Below are 17,414 nucleotides of genomic sequence, written 5' to 3'. Positions count from 1 at the left end.
AACGAAGAGCCATGAGAACCATGCGTAAAATCAACAAGCCGATCAAGTTCTTCGGTCTGTCATCGGGACAGTTCGCCATCTTCATGCTGCTGACGGCCATCATCATCATCGTGAGCATATTCAAGCAGCTGCACCCGATACTCATCATCGGAATCATTTCCGCCATTCTGTTTCTATCCGGTCTGCTGTTCCAAACCTTGAAAAAGGAACACAAGGCCGGTAACCCGGACTACCTGACCGGCCTCCGGATCAAGAACGCCACCCCCCGGCAGATAACGGACAAACGGCAGATTTTCAAATTCATCCTAAAACAGCAACCATGATAGGAATCATCATACTCATATCCCTGCTAATCTGTGCGCTGTGCCTGCTGATTGCTCTGCTGTATATCCGGCAGACAGAGATAGAGGTGAAGGACAAATCCGTGGATCTGGAAAGTGTCTTGCCTATCCAGACCATCACGGAGAACGCCGTCATCAACGGGAACGGTGACATCACCGTCGGCTACCGGCTGCTTCTGCCCGAAGTGTTCACCTTGTCGGAAAGCGAGGCGCAATACATCCATGAGCGGTTGGAGGCTCTTTTGAAGCTGCTTCCGGCAGGCACGGTCATCCATCAGCAGAATTTCTACTATACGGGGCGATACCATCATGCAGAATACTCTTCCAATGCCCTGATAGCGGAGAACAACCGTCATTTCAACGGCAAGGAGATACTGAACAGTTACACCAACCTGTATGTGACGTTCACGAACGGCAGCCGAAACGGTAAGATACGCAAAAGCGCATCGGGCACCTCGCTGATGCGAAAGCTGCACTACCCGTTCAAGCAACCTTATAAGGAATATCAGCAACGGCTGACAGAAATGGAAGCCTTTCTGATGAACTTTGAGAACGGTTTGTCGTCCATCCAGCAGTTTGAGATACGCAAGATGGATGATACGGAACTGAACAACGCCATCTACGACTACGTCAACCTCTCTTACGAGACACCGGAAAACGATGCCACGCAGAAGAGCGTCAACCCTATGGCTGTCAGTGAAAGCGGAAGCATGAAAATAGGGCAGCAGCACGTTTCCATCCTTTCGCTGACCAACGAAGGCGAGCATCTTCAGGAACTGGCCGTGCCGCACACCGGCAAGTCGAAGGCATACGGGGGAAACATAGAGATACCGGACAGCATACGGAGCAAATGCTCGATGCTGTACCCCGTAGGACTTGGCCTGCCGTTCAACCACATCGTAAACATCGTGATAGAGATAACCGATCCAGATGCCACCGTAACGGCCATCGGTGCGGAGAAAGACGCGCTGAACTACATCACCAACTTCTACCCTCCGGCGGCAGAGAAGCAACGCGAGCAGGCAGCCTTCTGCGATGAGATTACCCAGTTCGACTACCAGACCGCCTATACCGCCTTCAATGTCGTGCTGAACGATACAGACCGCACCTCGCTCATGCGGAAAACCGCACTGGTACAGCAAGGCTTCAGCTTTATGAACCAAAGTTCGTGCTATGTGGAGAACGCCGAGCTGTGCAACCTGTTCTTCTGCAACATACCCGGCAATGCCAGGGCCAATTACCGGGGCTTCGTCAACACGACCAAGCAGGCCATCTGCTATCTGCAAAAAGAGGGGATGTACCTTTCGGACGAGAAAGGGCATATCTACCATGACCGTTTCGGTACTCCCGCCAAGATAAACCTCTGGGATTATCCGGCGCTGAACAACAAGAACCGCATCGTTATCGGCCCGTCCGGTTCCGGTAAATCTTTCTGGCTGAACAATTACATCCTGCAAAGCTATGAGCTGGGCCGGGATGTGATGATCATTGACATCGGCGGCTCTTACCGCTCGATGATAGCCTTGAACCGGGGCAAATACTTCGACTCTACCGAGCAGAAGAAATTTGCGTTCAACCCCTTCTTGTGTGACCGTGACAAGAACGGCAAATACCTGTACATCGACACCACGGATGCCGAGTCTGCCGATGACCAGATAAAGACCATCGTCGCCATTATCAGCTACATTTGGAAGGTACGTGAACCCATGCTGCCTGCCGAAAACGCCATTCTCAGGAAATCCGTCATCGGATTTTACGACTATGTGAACAATTCTTCAATAGGAGAGAAGCATGAGCGTATCTTCCCGACGCTGATAACTTACCGGGCTTATCTGAAGGAAGTGTTCAGCAAACGGATGACCGAGTTTGAGAAACAGAAATTCGAGATAGAGGAGCTGTTGCTTTTACTGGAACCCTATACGGACGGAGAGCTGTCATTCCTGCTGAACGCTACCGAGAACGTGGATATCGTGCATGACCGGCTGATAGCCTTCGATATGGAAGATGCCTCTAAGAAAGAGTACTTTCCACTCGTTGCCATCATCACCCTGCAAATGATCGTGGATAAAATCAAGAAACGCCAGGGGTTTGCCAAAGAGCTAATCATCGACGAAGCACTCGACTTCCTGCAAGACGAGAAATTCGGAGACTTCATCGCCTACCTGTACCGAACCTTCCGTAAAAAGGAGGGAAGCATCACGCTGGCCGCACAGAACATCCTGTTTTTGAAAAACATGCCGTCCAGTATCAAGGACTCCATCATCATCAACTGCGCGACCAAGATTATCCTCGACCATTCAGAACACCGGCAGAACCTGCCGGAAGTGAAAGCCGTGCTTTCCATCACGGACGAAGAGGCCTATATGATCGAGTCGTTGCAGCGCACGGAACGCTGGAGAGAGTTTTTCATCAAGATGTCGAACGATGCCTTCATCTTCCGCAACGAGGTGTCCGACTTCGCCGCCGTAGCCTTCGATTCGCGCCAGGCGACAGTAGTACGACTGAAGCAGTTGTTCAACGAAAGCGGCTCGACCTATACGGCCATCAACCGCTATCTGGAGGAAAGGAGGAAAAAGTATGGATGACGCCACCCAAGGGCTGACCGCCCTTCTAGGCTGGTCAACCGACTTCAACGGCAGCGCATACAATCTTGCCGGAAGCATTGCCGCCGCACTTTTGGGCGTTGCGCTCATTTTCGTGGTATGGGCACTCGCCACGAAAAAGGAAAATGCCAAGAGCTATCTGACAGCCTGGCTGGTATGTGTCATATTCACCCTATTATTCATCACCAACAAATAACCGTCATGAAAAGAATCATTCTCATACTCGGACTTGCCGCCTCGATAGGGCTGATGGGAACCGGCAGTGTTCATGCCCAGTTCGTCGTGCATGATCCCGGCCACACCCTGCTGAACTCAACGGAATGGATCGCCAATGTCAAGAAATGGGTTACACAAATCAATGAAATGATCGATGCCCAGGAACTGCGGCTCGGCCTGCAAAAGATCGACCAGTTGAAGGAACTCAAATCATTGAAAGAGCTTGCCGACCTGCTGGACGACGTAGCCTGCCTGAGCAGCGACTACAGCTTTTACCTGAACGTAGGATCGAATTACCACTGCCTGAAATTTCTCAACTTTCAGCGTGTGACCGTCAATCTGAGCCTGAGTACCGACCTGCTGTTCAAGGTGGCCACCGTGACCAGTTACTTCTCGATGAACTCGGAAGGGCGCATGTCCTTTATCGAGCAGGTGAAGGAATCGGTGGAAAAAGCCGCCGAAGAGATGCGTGAGTTTAACGAATCCGTGCGTTCCACGGTCATTTACAAATCCATGAAGGGGCATAACCGGAAGACCTATTACCAGGGACGGTTGGCCGCTTTCACACGACACACCAATTAAAGCGTTATGAATCAAGATAATTTTCTCTGGGGACTTCAGATCACGGACGGTCTGACGATGGAACTCGTTTCGCAAATGACAGTCATCGCCTTCGGTGTTGGTGTCATCTGCTTTATCTGCAACCTAGCATACAACTATCTCTATCACGGAGCCAGCCAGCTGTTAAGCCCGAATGAGGACAAATTTCCCGACATGATGGAAATCGCCCGTTGCCTGGTACTGTTCTTCTGCCTAAGCATATACACCCCCATCGCCCAAACCATCGTAGGCACGATGGAAGTAATCAACGAAGCCACCTCGCTGACCTCCGAGCGTGCGCAGGAATTTGCCCAGTTCATGGCACAATCAGCCATCGAACAAGGAGAGATGATTGCCGAATACGACAAACACAGCCTCCAGTCGGAGGTAGCAGCCGGAGAAGACAGCACCGGCGCCATGCAGCACGAACTGGATAAAAAGATGGAAGAGGACGAAATGACCGGTGTACGCTCCAGCGTGGAGAAGATTGTGCAGCTGCTCAACCCCGCCAACCTCGCCACCCTTGTGCTTCATGGCATTTCCGCCCTATTGGTAGGAATCATACAAGTAGTCATCTTGGGTATCGGCGTGGTCATTGTCAAGCTACTGGTCATTCTCGGCCCGTTTGTCTTTGCCGTAAGCATGTTGCCGGTCTTTCAGAAACAGTTGAGTATCTGGTTCGGTACGCTCTGCTCCGCCTGTATGGTATTCACCGTCATCAATATTCTGAACCAAATCATATGGCAGACCTTCAAGGCCATCTATACGGAAAGTGCCGACATGGTGGACGCAGCTACGCAGCAGATACAATATTTAGGAATGGATCTCGCCCTGATTGGTGCTTATTGCAGCTGTTTCTGGCTATCCTCCAAAATCGTAGGACACAGCGATGCCGGGAAAATCATTTCGAAAACCGTGTCAATCGTCACCACGGCGGCCACCATCGCCCTGATGGGAGGCGCAGCGGCAGGCGGCAAGCTGACCAACGTAGGCGGTGCCGCCTCTATCGGGGCAAGTTTCATAAACGACAACAATAAAAAATAGAACTATGAATCTGATGAAATTCAAAGGAGCAGATGATGCGGTCAAGCTGACTATCCGGCTTTCAGCCGGGTACTGCATCATTCTGACTATCGCTTTTGCCAGCAGTATCATCTTCCTTATCAACAAAATAGAAAAAGCATACGGCCAGGCTCTCGTCATCGACAGGCAGGGAGAAGTCTATGAGGCAAGCAGCCTGTCTGCCAGCGATATGCGGCAATACGAATACATGAACCATGTAAAGACCTTCGTAACCCACTGGTATGCCTTTGACGAGAGCAGCTACGAGAAGAACATTTCGCTTGCGCTCAACCTCATAGGCAACAAGGGGAAGGAGCTGTTGAACGAGTACAACGATGTGAATATGCTGAACTCACTCATACAAAAGAATATCCGTTACGGGGTACGCATCAAGGATGTAGAGATTAACACACAAACGATACCCGTTTCCGGAAAGATAATCTTCACGCAGACCGGGTACCGGGCACGGGGAAGCATCTCACGTAATATCGAAGCGGAGTTCACCATCTATGATATGCTGTCCCGCAGCGAGGAAAATGCGCACGGAGCCAAGATAGAAGATTGGATTGTCCGCTATTCCGAACCCGTGGAAAGCAACGGCACCAACACATCGCAGGCAGCTTCTCCGGGCAAGAATGAAAACCAGTCAGAAACCTCTAAACCAACCGACCATGGAACCGAATAAACTTATCAAAGACAAGAACAAGCTGTTGATGGCCATCCCGGTAATCCTGGGCATCCTCTTCCTTTATGTATTCTTCATCCGTGAGGACGGGAACGTGCCGTCAGGGAGTGACAGACAGGCCGCCTCGCAAGCCTTTTTGGAACCACAGTCGGAAATGGCCGACAAGGTGAACGACAAGATGGAAGCCTATAAGCAGGACAAACTGGAAGAGCAGGAGAAGGCACGCATCCTGAAAGAGTCTCAGGTCAAAGGATCTGATTTTTACTTCGAGCTGCAAAACCAGCAGGAGCGGTATGACCGTGCCACACTGGAGCGCATCCGCCGTATGCAGAACGATCCGTACAGCGAAGTCATGGCAGAATACGGAGGTGGCCGGAACGGACGCTTCTCTCATCAGCTGGAAAGCCAACTGGACGGACTGGAGGACGAGCAGGCGCTCAACGAGATTATCCGGGAAGCCAAGAAGAACTCACGCATCCGCAAGGAACTGGAAGAATCCGACAAATACCGCAAGCGCATGTATGAACGGATTGTCAATTATGACCAAGAGGGAAAAACGGAGAAAGCCGCTGCCAACCCTTCCGGCCATCCATCCGCCGACAGCCTGATGCAAAAAGGCCCGATCTACCATGCCGAAAACGGCAAGCGGGTACGCCGCCAACCGACCTCCGCACCGGGAAACAGCAACCTCTTCAGGGCTTGCATCCACGGCGACCAGACCGTAGTCACGGGCAGTACGGTACGGATGCGGTTGCTTCAGGACGTAACCCTATCCGGCATGAAGATACCGGCCAACACGCTGTTTTACGGTATCGCCACTTTGGGAGCCAACCGCCTCGATGTGGTAGTCAGCAACCTGAAGGTAGGAGACAACCTCAATCCCGTATCGGTGGTTGTCTTCGACAATGATGCCATGGAAGGTTTGAACCTGCCCAATAACCTGAAAGCCAGTGCAGCCAAGCGTATGGAACAAGGTCTTGTACAGAACATTGACATGCCGCTCTCTTCCATCGGCACGATGGCCAGCGAAGTGACCAGCGTAGTCAACGCCACCACCCAGGTAGCCAAGCAAATCTTGAACATGAGCCTCTCACAAGTGAAGGTACATCTCAAGTCCAACTACGAAATGTATATCCAAGAAGAGAGTCAGGAATCGAAGTTGCGTAGGCAAGCCGTGCAAGCGGAGTTACAGAAGCTCTATGAGCAAATGGAACAAGAGAAAACGAACAAGAAAAATCATCCCCTTCAAACATTGATAGACAAATTATGATAGACATTCTCAATTACCTGCTTGCGCTGTCAGCGGTCTTTTTCGGCTATCGGATCTACGTATCACGCCGGAACGGACGAGCCTTTAAAGAAATCCGTCCGCTGACCGTTTCTTTCGGCATTACCCTGCTTCTTCTATGGGGCATTACCGTATTCACCGCCTTTTTTTCAAGAACCGTTTAACATATCGACAACATGAAGAAATATATTTATCTACTGTTTTACTGCTTTGTGTGCAGTCTGCCGCTCTTCGCTCAGGAAAACGGCACTCCCCGGAAACAAGCCATCAGCCAAAAAGACATCTTTATCTCTTTCGACTGTGTGAAACACCTGGTATTTCCTGTGCAAGTATCTGATATCGCCATCGGCGAACAGGAGCTTGTCATGGCCAGCCGGGTAGAAGAGGCGCCCCATATCGTCAGGCTCTCGGCGCAAGCGGAAGGATTCACCGAAGAGACCAACCTGACCGTAGTCTGCATCGACGGAAGCGTTTACACCTATCACATCCGCTACCTTCCCGAAGGCGGCACGGATTCGTACCCGAACATTTACGAGGACAACGGGAAATGGCAGCACCATGACTATCAGGCAGAAGTCAGCGACCTCCATCTGGCCGAGTTCTTCTTTCCGGAGGACATCGCTTACGGAACGCCCGGCAACGAGGTGTCCTTCACTCTGGCCGCCTACAACAACCAGTTGAAAGTATCAACCGCCAAAGATGCCGTGGCATATTCCAACCTGTTTGTGGTGGATAAGGCCATGAACACTTACCACATCACCATCAAACGGGGCAATACCTCCGTATTCACCTACAATTTTGATGACCAGCGCAAATATACCGCCCATGTGGATGTGAACAGCGAGGAAATGGAAAGATGCATCCAAGAGCTGCGCACCAAGAAGCGCAACATCTACAGCCTGGGGGTCATCGAGAACAAGTTTGAGTTGTCAATGGCCAATCTGTATGTGCATGAGGACTTCATGTTTTTCATCTTTGACCTGAAAAACAAATCATACATCGACTACGACATCGAGTTTGTCAAATGTTTCCAGCGTGACCAAAAGAAGAGCAAGAACGCCATCCAGCAAGAAACGACCATCGAACCTATCTATCAGAAAGATTTTGATACGAAAATCAAGGGCAAGAGCCGGAACCGGCTGATACTTGGTTTCGACAAATTCACGATACCCGATGATAAGGTATTCGAGATCGAGATTTACGAGCGAAACGGCGGGCGGCACATCAAGCTGGCCGTGTTGAACGAATACATCCTTTCCGCAGAACCCTTATACAAGCCACAGCCATGAAACTGAGAGAAGCATTAGACACCTATATGTTCGACAACGTGGGACAGTTCGGCGGCATCGCCGAATCACTGGGCTATCAGACCGAATACCGGGACGGATATTTCCGGTTCCGCAAAGACGGGGAAGAGCTGAGCATGAGCGTAAGCGAAATCAGGGAAAAAGCCGGAGCAAAGTACGATGAAAGCCTTCGTGACCAATCAAAAGAACGTGTATCCGCCCTTTTTGACAAGGAACGTGCCAATGATCCTAAATATGTCGCCGAGCTGGAGAAGGATGGCATCAGCATCAAGCGGTGGGAGAACCTGAAGGGACATGACAAGGACGGCTTTACCGTCATCGACCATCGCCTGAAGGTATGCTACACCGGACAGTCGCTCTATGAATACGCCTACAAGCAAGGGAACATCCTCGACGGGAAAGGCACCAAGCTGGAAAAGGGTGTCATGTCTGATTTGATGGAGATACACGGCAAACCGGGGAAGCTCCGTTTCAACGATGACGGAATCTCCGTATTCTACCGCAAAGAGGCGTTGGTTATCCCGGACAAGGTGCTGGGAAAGAAGTTGGGCAAGAAAGAGAAAGAACAGCTGCTTGCCGGTGACATCGTACCCATCACCGTAAATAAGAAGGACATCCTGCTGCAAGTTGACCGGGATCTGAACTCCGTCATCCTGCGCACCAACCAGGAAATCAAGATTCCCGACATCATCGGGCAGACCAGCGAATATGGCGGCTACAAGTTAACCAAAGCCGACAAATACCTGCTCGCCAACGGCCATGCACTGGAGAACAAGCTGCTGCACAGTCCGGAAGGCTACTTCATTGCCGACATCCAACTGACGGATGACAGGAAAGGAGTCATGATACAGAACATACAGAGTATCACTCCCGGCAAGGCACAAGAGCTGATCAAGGCCATGACCCCCAAACTGGAAGCCCATGCGGCCAACATAGAAGCTGCAAAAGAGCAAAAACACGAAGAGGGGCGCAATATGGAAGCCGAGTTTAAGGAAGCGGTGGGCAAACATGACTTTGAAAAAATCGGGAAGCTCAAAGAGGAAGGATATAAACCCAGTGAAGAGTTTATCAAAGGAATCGGTAAGGAACACGGTCTGGATGAAAGGCAAACCCATGAAGTCATCCAGCTGTTCGGCACCAAGCCGGAAGAACAGGGCGAACATGAAAGGCAGGCCGCACGTCTGTTGGATGCCGCACAGACCGACAACTTTCATGTCATCCAAGAGATACAGAAAGAAGGGTACCGGCTCACTCAAGAAGACCTTACCCGGATGCGTGAAACGGGTGTGCAAGCCAACACACTGATAGCCGTACAAAAGATTTTCGGGATGGAAGGCAGCACAAAGACACTGGGAGATGTCAAACTGGCCAGCACACCCAAACCCGACAACAGCAAGGAAATGGCCCGTCCGATAGCCAGCACCATCAACCGGGCTTTCAATGACTTATAACCTAAAAAATCAGGAATTATGGATTACGATGAATTAGTACAGAAAAACATTGCAGGAGAAATCAGTGACTTAGAGTTTCTACTTGCACAGGAAGAGCTTGCACAAGCCTATCAAGAAGAGATGGCTGCCAAGCAGCAAGAGACAAACAACCAAACGGCCAGAGAATGGCTGCTTGATTACGAGAACAGAAATCTATACCAATAAATCATGGATACAGCAAGTGATAAAGCATTACAGCGTTTCGCCGAACTGATGATCGAAAAGATAAAGCAGGTGGAAGACAACTGGCAAAAGCCTTGGTTCGGGATAAAGGGTGGGGGACTTCCGCAAAATATCGAGGGAAGAACCTACAACGGAGTAAATTCCTTCATGTTGTTTCTACTTTCGGAAAAAGAGCAGTACAGCCTGCCGGTCTATATGACCTTCATGCAAGCCAAAGACAACGGCCTTAACATACTGAAAGGAGAAAAGTCATTCCCAGTCATTTACTGGAATTTCTCAGTAAGAGACAAGAACGGAAAGAAAATACCTTTCGACGTATATAAGAACCTGGATAAAAACGAGCAGCAGGAATATAAGGTCACGCCGTTTCTGAAGACATACAATGTGTTCAACGTACAGCAGACCAATCTTCAGGAAACGAAACCGGAGAAATGGGAAGCATTGAAGGAGCAATTCAAGATACCGGCCATCAAGGACGAGCAAGGGATGCTCACCGTGCCTCTGATTGATGCGATGGTACGGGAACAGCAATGGATCTGCCCCATTTATTCCAAGGAAGGAAATAGTGCTTACCATGCAAGGGGAGAAGATAACCATATCGTCGTACCCCTGAAGGGGCAGTTTAAGGACGGAGAGAATTTCTACTCCACACTACTGCATGAGATGGCGCACTCGACTGGAGAACCTGAGCATCTGAACCGGGAAAAAGGCGTGATTTTCGGAGACAAGCAATATGCCAAAGAGGAACTGGTTGCCGAACTCACCTCCGCTACCGTCGGGCAAAGCCTGGGAATATCCACCCATATCCGGGAAGAAAATGCCATGTATCTAAAAAACTGGCTGGGAGCCTTGAAAGAAGATCCCAAATTCATCTACAACATCCTTGCCGATGTAGGAAAAGCCAGCAATATGATTCAGGAACATACCGCACGGATGGAACAGTACCTCACACCGGAGGAACGGTTCACGCAGGCCGTCCTGCAAGACAACCGTCCGGTATTGGAGCAGATGAAAAACGAAGGTTTTACCCCTTCATCACGGTTATTGGAAAGTGTTGCGGCAAACCATCCTACAGCCGACAACCTTGAAACGCTACACAGCACTTTCGGCATTTCGCTGCCTTCCATGGAAGCGGAGCCAGCCATGAAAAATATGAATGAGCCACAGCTCGGATTATAAACTTTTAAAAACCATCATTATGTTTACAGGACAAATTATCGGTTATGTCGGTGCGGATGCCCGGCAGAACAAGAACGGAAAAGGATTCAACTTCCATGTATCCACCAAGTACAAGAACGTGAACAACGAGGAACAGACCCTATGGGTATGCTGTTTCGTGAATTACGAGAGTAAAGTCTTTGAGTATCTGAAAAAAGGGACACAGGTATATGTCTGCGGCGATGTGTATGCCGATGTATTCCAGAAGGATGACGGTAGCCACATCCCATCCGTCAGCCTGACCGTCTCACGCATTGAGTTACTGGGAAAGGCAGAGAAAAAAGAGAGCGGTGACGGAACGGCATCCGGACAACCCCAATAACAGCAACGGCCATGGAAAGAGAGAAGAAAGACCTGTCATTCATCCTGATCCTGCTATCCACGCTCATCGGGACAGCCGTACTGTTTCAGTGGGCTATCGTTACGGGATTATACGCTCCACTACGTAATCCGGCCATGTGGGAAAGGCTGATGGAGAAGGATATCCTATTCCGGTTTCTCTACGTTATCCTGATCGGAGGCCTCGCTTTTCTCTTTCCGGTTGGCAAAGTGAAAGACGAAAACAAGAAATGGGTTTACACCAGTATGACACTGGTTACGGCATCCATGCTGGTTGTCGGATTCAGCCGGTTATCAGCGTGGTATAACCTATTTGTATTTCCCATTCTATTCGTAGCGTACACGCTGCTTGTCATCAAGACTCTGCCTTATTTCATCCGGCGTCATGCCCAATCCGATGATAGCATTTTCGGGTTAAGCCGGGAAGAATCGGCTTTCTACTTCCGCTTTGAAACCGCCTCCGGGCCGCTGGTCATCCATAAGCCGCAGCAGAATGTCTATATCGACGGCGGTCCGGGAAGCGGTAAATCAGAGAGCTGGATCAAGGGAATCATCTACCAGTGCGCCGAGCGCAACTATGCCGGATTCGTGTACGATTGGGAGGGTGATCCCACCAAGGACAAGTCACCCATCCTCTCACGTATCGCATACGGAAGCATCGAACATTTCCGGAACAAGGGGATGGAAACACCCCGTTTCGCCTATATCAACTTTGTGGATATGTCACGCACGGTCAGGGTGAACGTACTTTCTCCGCAATACATGTCAAAGGGAAACGAATCGCTATTCATCCGCAATATCATCATGACACTGATGAAGAATCTGGAAGCAAGCTGGAAGGAAAAGACCGACTTTTGGGCCAACAATGCCATCAACTACGTCTATTCAATCGCCTATAAATGTTTCAAGGAAAGGAAGCTTGGTATCTGTACGCTGCCCCATGTGATAGCCCTTGCCCTTTCTGACAGCAACCTAGTATTCCACTGGCTGTCGGAAGATCCTGAAATCGCATTGAACATGTCCTCCATGCTGACCGCCTGGAAACTGGGTGCACAACAGCAGACAGCCGGAGCCGTATCATCCGCACAGACTCCGTTGGTACTCCTGAACAACAAATACATCTTCTGGGTGTTGTCGCCACTTCCCGAAGAAGAGTTCTCTTTGGATATAACCAACAAGGAACACCCAACGCTGTTATGCGTAGGCAATGCGCCCACCATCAAGGAAGCCGTTTCCCCTGCTATTTCCTGCATCGGCAGCGTCTTGATGTCACAGATGAACAATCCCGGCAAAGCGACCAGCATATTCATGGTAGATGAATTTCCGACCATCCTGTTGCAAGGCATTGACACTTTCATCGGAACCGCCCGGAAGCACAATGTCGCTACCATTCTCGCCGTTCAGGACTTCAACCAAGCGGTCAGGGACTATGGAGAGAAAAGTGCCAACATCCTGAAAGCCTCCTGCGGAACGCAGGCTTACGGTATGACCGGAAATGAGAAGACCGCCAAAGACATCGAGAACTTGCTTGGGGAGAAGAAAGAAGCGCAAGAATCTTATTCACACCAAGCCGGTGGCAATAACAGTGTCACGGAGAGCCTGCAAAAAGAAAAAGTCTTAAAGGCAAGGGACATTGCCGGACAAGCAGCCGGACACTTCATTGGCAAGATTGCCGGAGGCAAGCCGCCATTCTTCAGCGTGCAGATGGATATGTGCCGTTTTGAAGAGAAGGAGATACCCCGTTTCTCCTTACCGGTCAAACTGGGCAACGGCAAAGAAGAGATGGAACTGGAAATCCTGGAAGAGATTATCCAGCAGAACTACATCAAAATCATTGAAGATGTCAACGCCATCCTCAAAAAGATAGAGGACAAATTAAAAGAAAAGTCAGCAATTCCGCCAACCGGGACACACAAGACAGAACAAAAAATCATCCGATAACATTCAACAAAAGAATCCTACCATGAGAAAAATTCATTCATTATTAGCGGCAGCCTGCTTATTGGCCGCTTCATGCAACAAAGAGGAAATCCAATCGGAAACAGACAAAGCCGGCATGTATCACATCACCGTAGCCGTAACCGGTTCCTCACCCAAAGGCAGTGTGCATATATATAATCTTGACGGCGTGAGATTCAGGAACGAACGCACCGGTACCTCCGCAGCTTCCGTAGATGAGAGTTTCACCGATAAAGCGGAATACAGCACGGAAAAGCCTGTCAGCCAAATTACCGTGCAAGGCATTCTCTATTCAAAAGAGAGTGCTATCATCACCATGCAGATAAAAAAAGACGGGGAAAGCGTATTCAACCAGAGCAAACAGTTGGAGGCCGTTCCCGGTATAGACACTACTGTTGATTTGGTTTACAGTACCTTGAAATAAAAATGCAGACGAATCAAAAAACATATACTTTCTCTTCCATATTTAGATGATATTTCTTATCTTTATGAAAGATAATCTTTCTCATTTATAATCTAAGCTCAGATAAAATGAGATTCAACTAATCCAGTCAACGTTATGAAAGTCGATTTCAATCAGATAAAAACAACCATTTCTCTGCCCGATTTCCTGCTGGAACTAGGATGGAAAATCGTGGAAGGCTCTTCCAACTCCTGTCCCAAAATGAGCAACGGAACGCATACCATCGTCATCAAGCGGAACTCGCAGAACCAATACACCTATTGGGACGTGCATAGTGACAGCGTGCGTGGCCGCAGTATCATGGATCTGATGCAGGAACATCTATTTGAAACAACCGGAAAAATGCCGTCCTTGCGCGAGGTGGGGGAGATCCTTCAGAACTACATCAACACCAACCGCATCACGACACCCGAAAAAAGCCGGTATGAAGTAGGTAACACAAGCATGAGAGCGGACGAACTTCAATTCTACTTGAGCCAGCTACAACCCTACAAGGGCAATTATCTCCAGAAAAGAGGTATCCTGAAAGAAAGCATTGAAAGCCGGTTCTTCAAAGACACTTTCTTTATCCGTGAGGTAAAGAACAAAGGGAGTGTTTACCGCAACGTGTGCATCAAGATGTACAATGAAAACGGTGTGCAAGCCATTTCTCAACGAAATGAAACATTCAAAGGGATTATCGGTGGCAAGTTCGACTGTCTGGCGACCAGCAACCATGACAAAAGCCGCCCGATAGACATTCTCTACATTGGGGAGTCATTTATAGACTGTATCTCCCACTATCAATTACGCCATTCCGGAAACGACCTCAATCTTGTATATGTATCTACGGAAGGGACATTCACGGAAGGACAAATGAGGCTATTACGCCTGATTCTTGACAAGAACCAGGTAAAGGAGCTCCGGAGCATCTTTGACAACGACAAACAAGGGCACAAGTACACTCTATGGCTGCATCGTTACTTTCATGGCGATACGACTGATGTCGAGAGCCTGAGTAACGATGAACTCCGCAACAAGGTACGGAAACTGAAGAACGTCGAACTTTCGGAAAACAAGGATTGGAACGATGATCTGAAAATCTCGTGTGGCATCTGTTCCTCCACGGAGGACGGCCAGTAACCTCATAGATTTGCTCCATCACATAATACGACAACCTATAAAATCAGATCAATATGAATATCAAGCATTTATTTTTTTGTATGCTGCTCATTGCCTTTTCCTCATGCAGCAAACCCGGCTATGAGAAGGCCATTGCGGAATGGGTTCAGACAGATTCTCACGGCACCTGGACGGATTTAAAGTTCGAACTACTGGAAGTGTTGGAAACAGAAGACGTCACCGTATCGGACAGCCTGTGCTACCTGAACAACAAAAGCGCACAATTATCCGCTGTCATACAGAAAGCGGAAAGTCCCCGTGCCTTATTCAAACCGTCCTTTTCCGCCTATATGGAAGCCGAAAAAAGCCTGAAAGCAACGGATGCCATGAAAGCCATGTACCTGCACCGTGACAGTACGGAAGTTATCGGCAAGATATTAAAATGCAGGTATGCCATCGTCCAGCCACACTCAGGGGTGCAGCAGAAAAAGACGGCTTCTTTCCTATTGTCCCCCGACATGGAAAAATGTATCGGCAAACTAAAGCCGACAAGCAAATAATCCGAGCGTAACGATGTGTAGCGACAACGTTTTTTGGGGTTCTTTTTTGGGCGTCTTCCAAAAAAGAACTCCCACACATTTAGATGTGTGGGCTATTCATTACACTACCATCCTTTCCCTTATCAACGGTATATTATCCCGTACCAAATTCAGAATCCGGTCATGATAGGCTGATAATTGGTTAGACTTTCCACGACACTGGCACACCTCCATCCTGCTAAGTGAAAACTCCACCGTTTCCATGCGCCTTCCATCCACCGTTGCCGACATTATCAACGAATCTTCTCTCTTATAATAGGCGTTGCTGAATACACAATGATGCAGCAACTTTCCCTCTTTGTAAAAGTCCGAAAGGCTTTCCAATACCCGAACCATAATATTTCCATCCGCAAACGAAAGATTAAAGAAACGTGATTTGGCAGCAATATAGTCTTTTTCATCCTTTTCAGAATATTTTTTCTTACATTTCCCCATCACCCAATCATGCGCTTCTTCTACATTCAACGGACACAAATAATGAGGATTTCTCGCATCCAATTTATTTTCTATCAGCATATCCACATAGTCCAGCCACAAGTCCGCATCATGTATCACATAGTCATGTCTTAAACAGATTTTTACATACGTCCAATACTTATCTATACCGTATTTTCTCTCTAAAAATCTCAAGAACAAATTCATTTGCCCTGCCTTATATAATATCTCCATCCGATTATCAGTTAATAATGTCATAAAGAAGGAACTCGGACAAATATCATAAAAGGCACCCTTAAATCCATTCCTCGTAAGTTCGGGTATCACTTTCATTCTCGGATAGATAACTGCCGGGCAAATATCATAAATACGGTCATGATGCACATTCCGCTTACGCAATTCCAAAGAACTTCCATATATCCATGCATCGTAATAAAATATAGACATGCCCCGCAGCAAAGACAGCGTTTCTGTCTTGCCCTCTTTATTCATCCAACACTGTACCGCCTCAATTATAAAGTAATTAGCCGGAGACCCTTTTTTCAGCCGGCAGTCCACCATAAAAAAACGGATAACTTGATATTGCTTGTATGTAGTAATCACACAAAAATATTCTTTATATACAGCCGTCCTTTTCCTGCTATTCTCCAATTTCAGGTTCATACCGCAATGAGGACATTTACAGTTTTTCTTATCTTCCTTATCCCGCCATGTATGCCCACAATCCAAACAAAAGCAATTCCCCTTTGCATCACGCTTGAAATAATGCACAAAGCAATGTTTATAGGCATAACGCTTTTGAGCCTCTGAAACGGGAGCTAACTTCCTGCTCCCATTCACGATTTCCATTTGTAATTTTGTCTTGGGTTTCATATCAAAAAAGAGTTAACTGGGTTTGTACTTCGGTGTTGTTCTCACGTTTAGCTTGTTGACGCTTCTTCAACTTTGCCAATTCTTCCTCCTGCAATTTTTTGATAGCAGCCTCACGAGCCGCTTTCTTTTCTTCCTCTGACAATTCAACATGATGATTTACGACTACATTACATTTCAATGGGCTACCCACCTCAATATTATCTTCCTGATAATAGTGCAACGCCATACCAAAAATTTCATCATCACTAAAACCACAGCAACCGCTTTTCTTCACTTGGTTTAAAATATAGGTAATGCAATTATCTATATTCTTTGTAGGTTTTTGATAGACTGGAGCAAACAGACTATCCACCGCTGCCATATTATCAAGGTATGCCTTGATGGTACTTTTAAATTGTTCTGACACTTTCATAGTATATCATTTTTAGATTTCATTTCACAATAAGCCAATTTCACGAGAAACAAGGAGAATAGGCAAATAAGAGCCAACAACGTAACCGACACAACCTTTATCGGACTTGGCGTTATTACCGCTCCGACAAACATAGCCACTGCACAAAGAGCGATGATGACCGAAAAAACAAATTGAATGATTTGCATATACTTCTGCTACTTAGTTTGTTAAACTTCTAATTTTATGCTTCAGCTAGAT

At 48.1% G+C, this 17,414-nt stretch carries 19 protein-coding genes; 17 read left to right on the top strand and 2 right to left on the bottom strand.

Features of this window, described 5'->3' with window-relative positions:
- Window positions 1–11: 11 nt before the first annotated feature.
- The 17 genes from HMPREF2794_RS05025 (at window position 12) to HMPREF2794_RS04945 (ending at window position 15,415) form a co-directional block, all read left to right on the top strand.
- Window positions 12–323, top strand: coding sequence for a hypothetical protein (locus HMPREF2794_RS05025; RefSeq protein ID WP_005868885.1), 312 nt, complete (start codon window positions 12–14; stop codon window positions 321–323).
- Window positions 320–2,926 (top strand): TraG family conjugative transposon ATPase, encoded by a 2,607-nt coding sequence (locus HMPREF2794_RS05020; protein WP_005868887.1) that lies wholly within the window; start codon window positions 320–322, stop codon window positions 2,924–2,926. Before HMPREF2794_RS05025 ends, HMPREF2794_RS05020 begins: the two co-directional genes overlap by 4 nt.
- Window positions 2,919–3,140 carry a hypothetical protein gene (locus HMPREF2794_RS05015; protein WP_005868888.1) on the top strand — a complete coding sequence of 74 codons (222 nt, stop codon included), beginning with the start codon at window positions 2,919–2,921 and terminating at the stop codon, window positions 3,138–3,140. The genes HMPREF2794_RS05020 and HMPREF2794_RS05015 overlap by 8 nt, the downstream gene beginning before the upstream one ends.
- A gap of 5 nt (window positions 3,141–3,145) precedes the next feature.
- Window positions 3,146–3,742 carry a TrbJ/VirB5 family protein gene (locus HMPREF2794_RS05010; protein ID WP_005868889.1) on the top strand — a complete coding sequence of 199 codons (597 nt, stop codon included), beginning with the start codon at window positions 3,146–3,148 and terminating at the stop codon, window positions 3,740–3,742.
- A gap of 6 nt (window positions 3,743–3,748) precedes the next feature.
- Window positions 3,749–4,804 (top strand): TraJ family protein, encoded by a 1,056-nt coding sequence (locus tag HMPREF2794_RS05005; protein ID WP_005868890.1) that lies wholly within the window; start codon window positions 3,749–3,751, stop codon window positions 4,802–4,804.
- 4 nt (window positions 4,805–4,808) lie between these two features.
- Window positions 4,809–5,507: a hypothetical protein gene (locus HMPREF2794_RS05000; RefSeq protein WP_005868891.1), complete on the top strand. Its 699-nt coding sequence runs from the start codon at window positions 4,809–4,811 to the stop codon at window positions 5,505–5,507.
- Entirely contained in the window at window positions 5,494–6,777 is a 1,284-nt protein-coding gene (traM, locus tag HMPREF2794_RS04995; RefSeq protein ID WP_005868892.1) for a conjugative transposon protein TraM, read from the top strand. The genes HMPREF2794_RS05000 and traM overlap by 14 nt, the downstream gene beginning before the upstream one ends.
- The gene (locus HMPREF2794_RS04990; protein ID WP_007564699.1) at window positions 6,774–6,959 is read left to right on the top strand and encodes a hypothetical protein; all 186 of its coding nucleotides are present in this window, start codon (window positions 6,774–6,776) and stop codon (window positions 6,957–6,959) included. Before traM ends, HMPREF2794_RS04990 begins: the two co-directional genes overlap by 4 nt.
- Before the next feature lie 12 nt (window positions 6,960–6,971).
- Window positions 6,972–8,084, top strand: a complete 1,113-nt coding sequence (locus HMPREF2794_RS04985) for a DUF4138 domain-containing protein (protein ID WP_005868893.1) — start codon at window positions 6,972–6,974, stop codon at window positions 8,082–8,084.
- Window positions 8,081–9,553, top strand: coding sequence for a DUF3945 domain-containing protein (locus HMPREF2794_RS04980; RefSeq protein ID WP_005868895.1), 1,473 nt, complete (start codon window positions 8,081–8,083; stop codon window positions 9,551–9,553). The genes HMPREF2794_RS04985 and HMPREF2794_RS04980 overlap by 4 nt, the downstream gene beginning before the upstream one ends.
- 18 nt (window positions 9,554–9,571) lie before the next feature.
- Window positions 9,572–9,757, top strand: a complete 186-nt coding sequence (locus HMPREF2794_RS04975; protein ID WP_005868897.1) for a hypothetical protein — start codon at window positions 9,572–9,574, stop codon at window positions 9,755–9,757.
- Between the two features lie 3 nt (window positions 9,758–9,760).
- On the top strand, window positions 9,761–10,954 hold the full coding sequence (locus HMPREF2794_RS04970; RefSeq protein ID WP_005868899.1) for an ArdC family protein: 1,194 nt from the start codon (window positions 9,761–9,763) through the stop codon (window positions 10,952–10,954).
- A complete protein-coding gene (locus HMPREF2794_RS04965; protein ID WP_007564694.1) occupies window positions 10,932–11,315 on the top strand; it encodes a single-stranded DNA-binding protein in 384 nt (127 codons plus the stop codon). The genes HMPREF2794_RS04970 and HMPREF2794_RS04965 overlap by 23 nt, the downstream gene beginning before the upstream one ends.
- 11 nt (window positions 11,316–11,326) lie before the next feature.
- Window positions 11,327–13,273, top strand: coding sequence for a type IV secretory system conjugative DNA transfer family protein (locus HMPREF2794_RS04960; protein ID WP_070751065.1), 1,947 nt, complete (start codon window positions 11,327–11,329; stop codon window positions 13,271–13,273).
- 22 nt (window positions 13,274–13,295) lie between these two features.
- On the top strand, window positions 13,296–13,715 hold the full coding sequence (locus HMPREF2794_RS04955; RefSeq protein ID WP_005868906.1) for a hypothetical protein: 420 nt from the start codon (window positions 13,296–13,298) through the stop codon (window positions 13,713–13,715).
- A 135-nt stretch (window positions 13,716–13,850) separates the two neighbouring features.
- Entirely contained in the window at window positions 13,851–14,876 is a 1,026-nt protein-coding gene (locus tag HMPREF2794_RS04950; protein WP_005868908.1) for a toprim domain-containing protein, read from the top strand.
- A 53-nt stretch (window positions 14,877–14,929) separates the two neighbouring features.
- Window positions 14,930–15,415, top strand: a complete 486-nt coding sequence (locus tag HMPREF2794_RS04945; RefSeq protein WP_005868909.1) for a hypothetical protein — start codon at window positions 14,930–14,932, stop codon at window positions 15,413–15,415.
- A gap of 99 nt (window positions 15,416–15,514) precedes the next feature.
- Here HMPREF2794_RS04945 and HMPREF2794_RS04940 read toward each other — a convergent pair whose 3' ends face one another.
- Entirely contained in the window at window positions 15,515–16,762 is a 1,248-nt protein-coding gene (locus HMPREF2794_RS04940) for a PcfJ domain-containing protein (protein ID WP_005868910.1), read from the bottom strand.
- A gap of 1 nt (window position 16,763) precedes the next feature.
- Window positions 16,764–17,174: a PcfK-like family protein gene (locus HMPREF2794_RS04935; protein WP_005868911.1), complete on the bottom strand. Its 411-nt coding sequence runs from the start codon at window positions 17,172–17,174 to the stop codon at window positions 16,764–16,766.
- Between the last annotated feature and the right edge of the window lie 240 nt (window positions 17,175–17,414).

The organism is Bacteroides sp. HMSC067B03, assembly GCF_001811315.1.
In the GTDB taxonomy this organism is placed as follows: Bacteria; Bacteroidota; Bacteroidia; order Bacteroidales; family Bacteroidaceae; genus Bacteroides; species Bacteroides faecis.
The sequence above is the reverse complement of the archived record's forward strand: the minus strand, read 5'-3'. Positions and strand labels throughout refer to the sequence as shown.